The organism is Gordonia zhaorongruii (genome assembly GCF_007559005.1).
Lineage (GTDB): Bacteria > Actinomycetota > Actinomycetes > Mycobacteriales > Mycobacteriaceae > Gordonia > Gordonia zhaorongruii.
Genome location: NZ_CP041763.1, coordinates 403,009 through 414,707, shown reverse-complemented (window position 1 = coordinate 414,707; position 11,699 = coordinate 403,009). Strand labels below are relative to the sequence as shown.

Annotated in this window: 13 protein-coding genes; 9 read left to right on the top strand and 4 right to left on the bottom strand. The window is 66.9% G+C overall.

What is annotated here, in order from left to right:
• Nucleotides 1-27: 27 nt before the first annotated feature.
• Both mrf and FO044_RS01915 read left to right on the top strand, forming a co-directional pair.
• Nucleotides 28-1,347: a ribosome hibernation factor-recruiting GTPase MRF gene (mrf, locus tag FO044_RS01920; RefSeq protein ID WP_132992990.1), complete on the top strand. Its 1,320-nt coding sequence runs from the start codon at nucleotides 28-30 to the stop codon at nucleotides 1,345-1,347.
• Complete coding sequence (locus FO044_RS01915; protein ID WP_132992989.1) at nucleotides 1,344-1,589, top strand: type B 50S ribosomal protein L31; 246 nt, start codon at nucleotides 1,344-1,346, stop codon at nucleotides 1,587-1,589. Before mrf ends, FO044_RS01915 begins: the two co-directional genes overlap by 4 nt.
• Before the next feature lie 16 nt (nucleotides 1,590-1,605).
• Here FO044_RS01915 and FO044_RS01910 read toward each other — a convergent pair whose 3' ends face one another.
• Nucleotides 1,606-2,739, bottom strand: a complete 1,134-nt coding sequence (locus tag FO044_RS01910) for an NAD(P)H-dependent flavin oxidoreductase (protein WP_132992988.1) — start codon at nucleotides 2,737-2,739, stop codon at nucleotides 1,606-1,608.
• 32 nt (nucleotides 2,740-2,771) lie between these two features.
• Nucleotides 2,772-4,388 carry an acyl-CoA synthetase gene (locus FO044_RS01905; RefSeq protein WP_132992987.1) on the bottom strand — a complete coding sequence of 539 codons (1,617 nt, stop codon included), beginning with the start codon at nucleotides 4,386-4,388 and terminating at the stop codon, nucleotides 2,772-2,774.
• Nucleotides 4,389-4,447: 59 nt separating this feature from the next.
• Between FO044_RS01905 and FO044_RS01900 the strand changes: the two genes are divergently transcribed.
• Genes FO044_RS01900 through FO044_RS01890 form a run of 3 tightly spaced genes read left to right on the top strand, consistent with a single transcriptional unit; the run spans nucleotide 4,448 to nucleotide 6,297 of the window.
• Nucleotides 4,448-5,260, top strand: a complete 813-nt coding sequence (locus FO044_RS01900) for a crotonase/enoyl-CoA hydratase family protein (RefSeq protein ID WP_132992986.1) — start codon at nucleotides 4,448-4,450, stop codon at nucleotides 5,258-5,260.
• A 40-nt stretch (nucleotides 5,261-5,300) separates the two neighbouring features.
• On the top strand, nucleotides 5,301-5,714 hold the full coding sequence (locus FO044_RS01895; RefSeq protein ID WP_132992985.1) for a PaaI family thioesterase: 414 nt from the start codon (nucleotides 5,301-5,303) through the stop codon (nucleotides 5,712-5,714).
• Between the two features lies 1 nt (nucleotide 5,715).
• Entirely contained in the window at nucleotides 5,716-6,297 is a 582-nt protein-coding gene (locus FO044_RS01890) for a TetR/AcrR family transcriptional regulator (protein ID WP_132992984.1), read from the top strand.
• 50 nt (nucleotides 6,298-6,347) lie between these two features.
• On the opposite strand, the gene FO044_RS01885 is transcribed toward FO044_RS01890, so the two are convergent.
• Nucleotides 6,348-7,385, bottom strand: a complete 1,038-nt coding sequence (locus FO044_RS01885; RefSeq protein WP_132992983.1) for an LLM class F420-dependent oxidoreductase — start codon at nucleotides 7,383-7,385, stop codon at nucleotides 6,348-6,350.
• Between the two features lie 58 nt (nucleotides 7,386-7,443).
• Here FO044_RS01885 and FO044_RS01880 point away from each other — a divergent pair, with 58 nt between their 5' ends.
• From FO044_RS01880 to FO044_RS01870, 3 genes are read left to right on the top strand one after another with little or no spacing between them, the layout of a single operon-like run.
• On the top strand, nucleotides 7,444-8,457 hold the full coding sequence (locus FO044_RS01880) for a Zn-ribbon domain-containing OB-fold protein (protein WP_132992982.1): 1,014 nt from the start codon (nucleotides 7,444-7,446) through the stop codon (nucleotides 8,455-8,457).
• A gap of 20 nt (nucleotides 8,458-8,477) precedes the next feature.
• Nucleotides 8,478-9,515, top strand: a complete 1,038-nt coding sequence (locus FO044_RS01875; RefSeq protein ID WP_132992981.1) for a thiolase domain-containing protein — start codon at nucleotides 8,478-8,480, stop codon at nucleotides 9,513-9,515.
• Nucleotides 9,515-10,690: a thiolase domain-containing protein gene (locus FO044_RS01870; protein WP_186290574.1), complete on the top strand. Its 1,176-nt coding sequence runs from the start codon at nucleotides 9,515-9,517 to the stop codon at nucleotides 10,688-10,690. Before FO044_RS01875 ends, FO044_RS01870 begins: the two co-directional genes overlap by 1 nt.
• 106 nt (nucleotides 10,691-10,796) lie before the next feature.
• Here the strand turns inward: FO044_RS01870 and FO044_RS01865 are convergent, their stop codons facing one another.
• Nucleotides 10,797-11,150 (bottom strand): winged helix-turn-helix transcriptional regulator, encoded by a 354-nt coding sequence (locus FO044_RS01865; protein ID WP_132992979.1) that lies wholly within the window; start codon nucleotides 11,148-11,150, stop codon nucleotides 10,797-10,799.
• Between the two features lie 111 nt (nucleotides 11,151-11,261).
• On the opposite strand from FO044_RS01865, the gene FO044_RS01860 reads away from it, so the two are divergent.
• Nucleotides 11,262-11,693 (top strand): DoxX family protein, encoded by a 432-nt coding sequence (locus FO044_RS01860; RefSeq protein ID WP_132992978.1) that lies wholly within the window; start codon nucleotides 11,262-11,264, stop codon nucleotides 11,691-11,693.
• Nucleotides 11,694-11,699 lie beyond the last annotated feature (6 nt).

Sequence of the window (11,699 nt, the reverse complement as noted above, 5' to 3'; positions counted from 1 at the left end):
AGGCAGACGAATCCCGAGGAGGTCCCCATGCCCCACGACGCGCCGCGAACGCCCGTGGTCCTGGTCGGCGGGCTGCACCGCACCACCAACGCCCGCATCGCGTACGCGCTGCTCCAGCCGGGCACGGTCGTCATCTCTCATGACCTGCGCGACGTCGCCTCCGGCCGGGTCACGCGCATCGAGCACCGCATGTCACCCGAGGGCACCGACACGATCGCGATCGACGACATCAGCCTCGAACACGGCTGTGTGTCGTGCACCCTGCGCCTCGACCTGCTGCCGATGCTGCGAACGCTGCATCACGACTCCGGCGTCGAGCGCATCGTCGTGCTCCTCGATCCGATCGTCGAACCCGAACGCCTGTCCGCCGAGATCATGGCGACCGTCGTCGACGTCCCCGCCAGTGCCGGACTCGGCGCACTCCCGTCCGGCCCGGCATCCATCGACGTGTTCGTCGAATCCACCTTGTGCGGCGTGGACGCACGGTCCTGGCTCGACGATGCAACCGGCGACATCACGGTGACCGAGGCAGGCATGACCGGACTGGACGACGAACGTACCGTCGCGCAGGTCGCCATCTCACAGCTGCGATTCGCGGACGCGATCGTCATCGAGAGCGCCGACGGTTTGAACGACGCATTCGCGTTGATGCGCCTGCACGCCGTCGTCCTCCGGCTCGCGCCGGGCGCCGGAATGCGCACGCTGAACAGCATGCAACCGCTCGACCGCAGCATCGTCCACGGTGCTCTCGAATCGATCGGCGACGGTACGCCGAACGGTCGACCGATGCGTCCCTTCGACCCACTGCTCGCGGGCAGCCCGTCACTCGACGCAGATTGCGGTGTGCAGCTCACCAGCTTCGAGGCCGACCGGCCCTTTCACCCCGAAAGGCTCCACGACGCGCTCGACGTGCTCCTCGACGGTGTGGTCCAAGCACGCGGCCGCATGTGGTTGGCCTCCGATCCCGACGACGTCATGTGGCTCGAGTCGGCGGGCGGCGCCCTCGGGATCAGCCACGTCGGAACCTGGATCGCCTGCGTGGAGGACCCGGCATCCGTCGACGCCGAGCACCGGGCACTCGCCTCACTGCGGTGGCATCCCGAACACGGCGACCGGCACTCGTCGATCACCGTGCTGTGCCACCGGGCCGATCCGATGAGCATCCATGACGCACTGCGTGAGGCGCTCGTCACCGACGAGGAGCTCGCCCGTGGACCGGCCTACATCACGTCGCTGCCGTCCCCGTTCGGCCACGCCCATCGCGACCCCTGCGACGACATGGACATCACCACGCCGGAACCGACCGTCGCCGACCGACCCGGCCGCACCGAAGGAGACGAAGCATGAAGACCGGAATCCATCCCGACTACCGGCCCGTCGTATTCCGCGACGCCGCCACCGGCGCGCAGTTCCTCACTCGGTCCACCGCCACGTCCGAGGCCACCGTCGAATGGACGGACGGGCACACGTATCCGCTCATCGTCGTCGACGTCACCAGCGACTCGCACCCCTTCTGGACCGGTGCCCAGCGTGTGATGGACACCGAGGGCCGCGTCGAGAAGTTCCGGCGCAGGTACGGGACCCGCTGACCGATCGAAGTCGCGCCTACTCGAGGGTGGCGTTCATCCGGGCAACGGCATCTGCATAATCGGCGACCAAGCCCTCGACGAGTTCGGCCACCGGAGTGATCTCGTTGCAACGCCCCACGATCTGACCGGCGGGCATCGCCACCACCTCAGGATCGTCGGCCACCGAGATGCGTGCGTGAGCCTCTCCGACGAGGAGATTCTGCAGCGGCATCGGCAACGGTTCGGGTGCGTTATCGGCGTCCCACGCGTCCGTCCATCTCGTCTTCAGCAGCCGCGCGGGCTTACCCGAGTAGATGCGACGGCGCACCGTGTCGCGGGACGTTGCCGACAGCAGCGCCTGCTGCACGGTCGACGGCCCCGCTCCCGTAGCACCGAGGTCGTACTCGGCTGCGGTCAGCCAGTACGTGCCCATCCACACACCCTGTGCGCCGAGCGCGATCGCGGCGGCGATCTGACGACCGTCGCCGACCCCGCCGGCGGCGAGCACCGGAGCCTTGTCGCCGAGTACGTCGACCAGTTCGGGCCAGAGGATCATCGACGTGACCTCGCCGGTGTGCCCGCCACCCTCGTAGCCCTGCGCGATGACGATGTCCACCCCCGCTTCCACATGGCTGAGTGCATGTTCCTTAGCACCGGCGAGGGCTGCGACGGCTACGCCGTTGTCGTGCGCGGTTCCGATGACATCGGACGGCGGCGACCCGAGAGCGTTGGCGATCAGCTTGATCTGGCCGTACTTCCGCGCGTGCTCCATCGCGATGTCGACATGTGAGCGGGCCACCGAGTGCAGCCAACCGAGCACGCCGGTGTTGACCCGGTCCCCGCCGTCCGGGAGGGGCGGCACCCCGAGATCATCGAGCGTCCGCTCCACGAATGCGCGGTGCTCCGGCGGGATCATCGAATCCAGATCCACCTTGGATCCTTCGGTCGGGATCTTGGCCGGCATCACCACGTCGACGCCGAACGGCTTGCCGTCGGTGTTCTCGTGCATCCACTCGAGAACCTCGTCGAGCTCCTCGGCCTCGTTGAACCGGACGCAGCCGAGCACTCCCAGCCCTCCGGCACGACTGATCGCAGCCGCCACGTCCTGGCTCGGCGTGAACCCGAAGATCGGGTACTCGATGCCGAACCGCTCGCATAGTTCTGTTTTCACAATGGTCCTTCGCGGTTTTCGGGGAGGGTGATTCAGGTGAGGATGTCATCGGGATCGCTCGAGGCTGCGACTTCTTGCGCCCAGCGGTAGTCGGGTTTGCCTGCGGGAGAGCGCTTCAGCTCGTCGACGAACCACACGCTGCGCGGGCATTTGTAACCCGCCAGCTCGTTGCGGACCGCCGCGTTCAGATCGGCGATCCCCGGCCGGACACCGACGCGCGGCTGCACGACAGCGGCGACTCGTTGGCCGAACCGCTCGTCGGGAACGCCGACGACTGTCACGTCGAACACGTCGGGATGCGACTTGAGTGCGGCTTCCACCTCTTCGGGGAACACCTTCTCGCCACCGGTGTTGATCGACACCGACCCGCGACCCAGCATCGTGATGGTGCCGTCCGCCTCGACGCGCGCGAAGTCGCCGGGCAACGAGTACCGGACCCCGTCGAACTCGACGAATGTCTCGGCGCTCTTGACCGGGTCGTTGTGGTACCGGAGCGGGATGTGCCCGGACCGTGCGAGGCGACCGGCTTCTTCACTGCCCGGCTCGAGACGCCGACCGTCGTCGGCGAGGACATGCGTGTTCGGGTCGGCCTTGACGGTCGGAGCACCGAACCGGCTCTGCCCCTTCGTCGCCATGCCCATACCGCCGAACCCGGTCTCCGACGAGCCGATCGCGTCGATGATGACCGCGTTCGGCAGCGCATCGAGGTAACGGTCCTTCACCGCAGGCGAGAACAGGGCGGCCGACGATGCCACCGACAGGACCGATGACGTGTCGTAATCGCCGTTCTCGAGAGCGTCGATCATCGGGCGCCCCATCGCGTCGCCGGTGATGAACACGACGTTCACCTGGTGTCGCTGCACGGCTTCCCACACGGACTCCGGGTCGAATCCCGGGTAGACGACCGACTTCCCGCCGGCGAACAGCGATTGGAAGATCGCCCACTGACTGCCGCCGTGGATGAACGGCGGGATCGGGTAACGGACCAGTTGGCCCGCTTCGGCGCCACCGCGAGCGTGTTCCCACTCATCCTCGATCGCCCGGCCCGTGTACCAGTCGATCCCGCCTCCGAGGACGCGCCACACATCCTCCTGCCGCCAGACGACGCCTTTGGGCTTGCCCGTCGTACCGCCGGTGTAGAGCATGTACAGGTCGTCGGAGCTGCGCTCCTCGAAGTCCCGCTCCGTCGACGATGACGCGATCGCGTCCTCGTAGGCGATCGCGCCTGCCACCATCTCGGCGGCGCTGCCGTCCTCGATGACGATCCGGTTGGTGATGGCGTGCGCCGATTCCGAGAGCACGTTCCGCACCCGCGGCGAGTACTGCCGTTCGTGGAGCAGGACCGTCATGCCGGAGTCGGCGAAGATGTGGTCGAGCTCAGCTTCCACGTACCGGTAGTTGACGTTCACCATCACGGCTCGCGCCTTGAAGATCGCGACCATCGCCTCCACCGATTCGATGGTGTTCCTGCTGTACAGGCCCACCGCATCACCGGGTCGGACGCCCAGTTCGCGGAGCTTGTGCGCCAGCGCGTTGGATCGGGATTCGAGTTCCGCGAAACTGCGTTGCTCGTCGCCGGAGACCAGGGCGATGCGATCAGGAACGAGGTCGACGGCGTGCTCGATGAGGTCGGCGATTGTGAAGGCCATGCGTCAAAACTAGAACGTGTTACTGTTCGCGGCAAGTGATTCGCGAGACCGGAGGAAAGATGTCCGACCCAACCAGCGCGACCGAGCCCGCACCGGAGTGCATCGTCGAGAAGCGCGGCCACATCCTGATCGTGACCATGAACCGGCCGCAGGCGCGAAACGCCCTGTCGGGCGAGATGATGCGGATCATGGAGGAGGCGTGGGACCAGGTCGACGCCGACCCGGACATCCGCGTCGCGATCCTCACGGGCGCCGGCGGTTACTTCTGTGCCGGCGCCGACCTGAAGGCGATGAATGAATCCGCACCCGGTGACAGCTTCACGAAGGGCGGTTGGGACCTGACCCGCCTTCCCGCTCTTCTCAAGGGCCGTCGGCTGAGCAAGCCGCTGATCGCCGCCGTCGAGGGCCCTGCCATCGCAGGCGGCACCGAGATCCTGCAGGGAACCGACATCCGCGTCGCCGGTGAGAGCGCGAAGTTCGGTGTCTCCGAGGCCAAGTGGGGACTGTTCCCGCTCGGCGGCAGCGCCGTTCGCCTGGTCCGGCAGATTCCGTACACGATCGCCGCCGACATCCTGCTCACCGGCCGCCACATCACTGCGACGGAGGCCTCGAACTACGGCTTGATCGGTTACGTCGTCCCCGACGGGTCGGCCCTCGACAAAGCCCTCGAGCTCGCCGACTCCATCGCCGCCAACGGACCGCTCGCGGTGCAGGCCATCCTCAAGACCATCCGCGACTCCGAGGGCCTTCACGAAGAGGACGCCTTCAAGATCGACGCCGAACTGGGAGCGGCCGTCTTCAAGTCGGCTGACGCCAAGATCGGCCCACGCGCATTCGCGAACAAGGAGAAGCCCGCGTTCACCGGCGAATAGTCCCTTGACCATCCACATATTAGCGAGCACTCTCTAATATATGGATGTAGAACTCGCTCGGCAGGTACTCGCGGCACAACCCTTCAGCACGATGCTCGGCGCCAGGCTCGCCGAAGCCGACGAGGACCACGTCGTCCTCGAACTCGACGTCACCGACGACCTCCGACAGCAGTACGGCCTGATCCACGGCGGCGTCCTGGCCTACCTCGCCGACAACTCGATCACGTACGCCGGAGCCATCGGCCTCGGACCGAACGTGATCACCAGCGGGTTCACCATCGATTACGTCGCAGGCGCGCGGAACGGGACCGTGCTGCGCGCAACCGCCGAACTGGCTCATGCCAGCAAGCGGAAGGCGACCGCACTGAGCCGGATCACGATCGTCGACGAGGACGGCCACCCGAAGCTCGTCGCGGTCGCTCAGGGGACCGTGCTCGCCACCGACCCGCACTGACGTGGGGCGACGCCCGAAGTTCACCTCCGATGAACTGCTCGACGCCGCCCTCGCGGTAGCCATCGCCGACGGCCCGGCAGCGGTGACGGCCGCTGCGGTGTCTCGCTCGGTCGGCGCGCCGTCAGGATCGGTCTATCACCGCTTCCCCACCAGCGACGACATCCTCGCCCGACTCTGGCTGCGCACCATCACCGAATACCAGAGCGGCTTCACCGCGGCATTGTCTGCCGACGACACCGTCGCCGGTGCGCGAGCCGCGATCTCGCACACGTTCGACTGGTGCGCAGCGCACCCGGACAGAGCGCGACTCCTGCTCACGTTCGATGAGCAGACGATCTCCGGCATCTCCACCGCGACTGCCGCCGCGTTGCGCGAGCACAACGATGCGGCGAGGAACGTGCTCACCGAATTCACCCGCCGTCATTTCGGTTCCGCTGGGCGCGAGGAGTTCGACCGCGCCATGTACGCAGTCGTCGATCTCCCCTACGGTGCCGTCCGCCGTCATCTGCCCGGAGGCCGGCCTCGCCCCTGGCTGCGCGCCACCGTCGTCGCGACCGCCGACCTGGTCCTGGGAATCGGCTGACGGCGAACTCCCTGCCGTTCGGCACGTCTCGTCGACTCCTCGCAAGACAGTCAGCGCAGAGCAGCCAACTGACGGACGGTCTCGACATCGCGTGCCGTGACCATCAGCGTGGTCACCCCCGCAGCCTCCCACTCCGCGATCTGGTCGCGCACCTGATCGGACGTCCCAACGAGCATCGTCTCGCGGACCATCTCGTCCGGAACAGCTGCAACGGCCTCGGCCTTCCGGCCCGCGAGGAACAGCCGGCCCACCTCGTCGACGACGTCGCCGTATCCCATGCGGCGGTAGAGGTCGGCATGGAAGTTCTTCTCCTTCGCTCCCATACCGCCGACGTACAGCGCGGTCGACGGCCGGTACCGTTCGATGGCGGCGGCGACGTCGTCGGTGATGACGCACTGCGCATTGGCCGCGATCTCGAAGTCGGCCCGCGAGCGCCGCGCACCGGGTCGGGCGAAGCCCTCGTCGAGCCAGGCGTTGAACATGTCGGCCAGTCTGGGCGTGTAGAAGACGGCGAGCCAGCCGTCGGCGATCTCCGCAGTCTGCGCCACGTTCCTGGGCCCTTCAGCACCGAGCCAGATCGGGATGTCGGCACGCAAGGGATGCGTGATCGGCTTCAGCGGTTTGCCGACCCCGGTGGTTCCGGCGGCGTGGGCGGGCAACGGTAGCGGGTAATGCGGTCCCCCGCTGGTCACCGGACCTTCGCGGGCGAGGACGTCGCGCACGATCTGCACGTACTCACGGGTGCGAGCCAACGGCTTCGCGAACGGCTGCCCGTACCAGCCTTCGACGACCTGCGGGCCCGACACTCCCAGTCCGATCACGTGCCTCCCACCGGAGAGATGATCGAGCGTGAGCGCAGCCATCGCGAGCGACGTCGGCGGCCTCGCCGACAGTTGGGCCACCGCCGTTCCCAGCCGAACGCGACGTGTCTGCGAACCCCACCAGGCGAGCGGGGTGTAGCAGTCCGATCCCCACGACTCCGCGGTGAACACCGAGTCGAAACCCTCCGCCTCGGCGGCTGCGACGAGTTCGGTCGCGCGCGGAATCGGGTCCGCACCCCAGTAACCGAGTTGTAGACCGAGTTTCATCAAGCACCTTTCGCTGCACCCCTTGCCATAGATTACTAGAACGTGTTCTACTTTTTGAGTGATCAAGAATGCAGCGTCCACGGGACCCGAAGTCGCGGTGCCCGAACCTGAATCGGAGATCCTGACCTCCGAACTGACGAACTCGTTCGACTACACGAGATCCCTGGGCCCCGTCCTGTCGCAGTTCGCACTCGCGCTACGGGACGGCCGCATCCTCGGCAGCCGTGGCTCCGATGGTCGGGTGAGCGTGCCGCCCGTCGAATTCGACGCGGCGACCGGTGCGCCGCCCGCAGAACTCGTGGAGGTAGCCGCGACGGGAACGGTGAGCACCTGGTCGTGGCAAGCGGAACCGACCGACGGACAGCCGCTCGATATCCCGTTCGCCTGGGCGCTGATCCAGCTCGACGGCGCGGACACCGCACTGCTGCACGCGGTCGCGGCCGACGACGCGAGCGCGTTGTCGACGGGAGCCCGGGTGCACGCCGTCTGGCGTGATGTCCGGACCGGGCGCATCGACGACATCATCCACTTCGCACTCGGCGAGTCGTCCTCCCCGGCACCACCTCAGGACGGCGAGCCGATCGCCGACGACAACGGCAACGTGGTGATCACCACGCCGATCGGGATGACCATCATGCACTCGGCGACCGAAGAGGAGACCTGGTACCTCGAGGGCCTCAAAGCCGGGAAGCTCATCGGTGGACGCGTGGCCACCGGCGAGGTGTACTTCCCGCCGCGTAAGGCCAGTCCCGCCGACGGCTCCCCCACGATCGAGCGCGTGGAGCTCGCCGACACCGGCACCGTGACGACGTTCTGCATCGTGAACGTCCCGTTCATGGGACAGCAGATCAAACCCCCGTACGTCGCCGCATACGTCCTGCTCGACGGCGCCGACATCCCGATCCTGCACCTGATTCTGGACTGCGACGCACAGGATGTGCGGATGGGCATGCGGGTGAAGGCCGTCTGGCGGCCCGAAGCCGAGTGGGACCACACGCTGCGCAATGTCAGCCACTTCGCACCGAGCGGCGAACCCGACGCCGACTTCGAGTCGTACCGAAACCACCTGTGACCCGCGAGAGGAGACACGTCATGAGCACAGATTTCCCGCGGATCGCCGTGGTGGGATTCGCCCACAGCCCCAACGTCGCCGAGACCTTCGGCACCACCAACGGTGTCGAAATGTTGATTCCCTGCTTCAAACGTCTGTACGAGGATCTGGGAATCGAGCGCACCGACATCGGATTCTGGTGCAGCGGATCCTCGGATTACCTTGCCGGAAGAGCATTCTCGTTCATCTCGGCGATCGACGCTGTCGGTGCGGTACCGCCGATCAACGAATCGCACGTCGAGATGGACGCGGCATGGGCGCTGTACGAGGCGTGGGTCAAGATCGCGACCGGCGAGGTCGATCTCGCTTTGGCGTACGGCTTCGGCAAGGCGTCGGCCGGCGATCCGGACCGTACGCTCACGCTGCAGACCGATCCGTACACCGTCGCCCCACTATGGCCGGATGCCCCGGCCCTCGCCGGCCTTCAGGCACGCGCCGGAATCGATTCCGGCGCATGGACCGAGGCTGACATGGCCGCCGTTGCAGCACGCACGAGCGGGGAGGATGCCGACCGACTCCTCACCTCCGACTACCTCCGGAATCCGTTGCGCACCCATGACATCGCCCCGTACGCCGATGCGGGTGCGGCCGTCGTACTCGCCAGCGAGGAGCGTGCTCGCGAACTCGTGGACAATCCGGCGTTCGTCACCGGCTGGGATCATCGCATCGACTCCCCCAACTTCGGCGCCCGGGACCTGACCCGTTCGCCGTCGACGAAGCTGGCGGGCGACACCGCGTTCGGCGACCGGAGCCGCTCGGTGGACGTAGCCGAGATCCACGCACCGTACACGCATCAGGAACTGATCGTCCGGCGTGAGCTCGGTCTCGGCGACGGCACCCGCATCAATCCGTCCGGCGGGGTGATGACCGGGAACGCGCTCTTCTCGGCGGGACTGCAGCGGATCGGCTACGCCGCCCACTCGATCCTGTCGGGCGACGCGAAGACCGCACTGGCGCACGCGACGAGCGGACCGCTGCTGCAACAGAACATGGTGCTCACCATGGAAGGTGGAAACTGATGGGGCGCAATCGCGCCGCCGTGCTCGGCACGGGGCAGACGAAGTACGTCGCCAAGCGACACGACGTGACGATGGCGGGCCTGTGCCGTGAAGCCATCGACCGCGCACTCGACGACGCCCAGGTGAGCCTCGACGATATCGACGCGATCGTCATCGGCAAGGCTCCCGACCTCTTCGAGGGCTCGATGATGCCGGAACTGGCGATGGCCGAGGCGATCGGCGCCGTCGGCAAGCGACTGATCCGGGTCCACACCGCCGGGTCGGTGGGTGCATCCACCGCGGTGGTCGGAACGTCGCTCGTCAGCAGCGGTGTGCACCGCCGGGTGCTGGCCGTCTCGTGGGAGAAGCAGTCGGAGTCGAACGCCATGTGGGCGTTGTCCATCCCGGTCCCGTTCACGATGCCGGTCGGTGCCGGCGCGGGCGGCTTCTTCGCTCCGCACGTGCGCTCGTACATCCACAACTCGAAGGCTCCAGGTCACATCGGGGCGATGGTCGCGGCCAAGGACCGGCTCAACGGGTCACTGAATCCGCTGGCCCATCTGCAGCAGCCCGACATCACCGTCGACAAGGTCCTGGCCTCGCAGATGCTGTGGGACCCGATCCGCTTCGACGAGACCTGCCCGTCGTCGGACGGTGCGTGCGCGGTGGTGATCGGCGACGAAGCCGCCGCCGACGATGCCCTCGCCGAGGACCGACCGGTCGCCTGGGTCCACGCGACGGCGATGCGCACCGAACCGCTGTCGTTCTCGCATCGCAACGTGGTGAGCCCCCAGGCGGGCCGCGATGCATCGGCGGCGCTGTGGAAGGCCGCCGGGATCACGAACCCGCTCGAGGAGATCGACACCGCGGAGATCTACGTCCCGTTCTCCTGGTTCGAGCCGATGTGGCTCGAGAATCTCGGGTTCACGCCGGAGTACGAGGGATGGAAGCTCACCGAAGCCGGCGAGACAGCGATCGGCGGCAAGCTGCCGGTCAACGCATCCGGCGGCGTGCTGTCATCGAATCCGATCGGCGCGTCCGGAATGATCCGATGCGCCGAATCGGCCATCCAGGTGATGGGCAAGGCGGGCGCCCACCAGGTGCCCGATGCCAGGAAGGCGCTCGGACACGCGTACGGCGGCGGGTCGCAGTACTTCTCCATGTGGGTCGTCGGCTCGGATAAGCCCGAGCACTGAACCCGCACCGCCGATTCGCCGCGGCGTGCTGCTGAGAATGGCCGGAATCTCGGGGTCAGAGGGCAATCTTCCCTCTGACCCCGATATTCCGGCCATTTACCTCAGCTCACCCGCGCCTCACCTCACCCGCGCCGTGGCTCATCGCGTCCTCTACCGCGTCGATGAGTCGGCGGACCGCCCCCGCGACCCCGGTTCCCGCGTCGGTGAGCCCGTAGACCGGGTTACCGGCCGCTTCTGTCCGGGCGGCGATCCCGTCGTCGCAGAGGATGCGCAACGTCTGTGCGAGCATCCGATCGCTGATTCCGTCGATCTGACCGCGGATCTCACCGAACCGCTTCGGTTCCGCATCGAGCCGGCCGATCACCAGCGCGCCCCACTTCCCGGTCACATGCTCGAACACCCGGCGTGAGGGACACTCCTTGGCGAAGACGTCGAACGGCATCGGGTCTGGATCGGACATGCCGATGAATCTACGCTTCTGCTTGCGCTTACGAAAGGTAAGTGATGAGATCGGACGGTACCGTCCGACGGATCGCTGCGAGTAGCAATCCAGACCCCAGGAGTTGCATCGATGAACCCGCTCAAGCACGCGCAAGGACTATCCGCCACGATCGCCCGCATCATCCTCGGCGTGATCTTCGTGATGCACGGATGGCAGAAACTCTTCACCAACGGCATCGATCAGACCCGCATGGGCTTCGAGTCCATGGACGTCCCCGCGCCCGAGATCGCCGCCTGGTTCGCGGGCATCGCCGAGTTCGTCGGCGGCATCCTGCTCATCATCGGCATCGCCGTACCGCTCGTCGCCCTGATCCTCATCATCGACATGATCGGCGCCATCATCTTCGCCCACATGGACGCGGGATTCTGGGTCAACGAGGGCGGCTACGAGTTCGTCCTCGCCCTCATCGCCGGCCTGATCGCCATCGCCGTCGCCCACCAGGGCGCACTGTCGGTGGACGCCCACGTCGCGAAACGCTTCAGCCGGTCGCGCAACCGCTGACGCGGG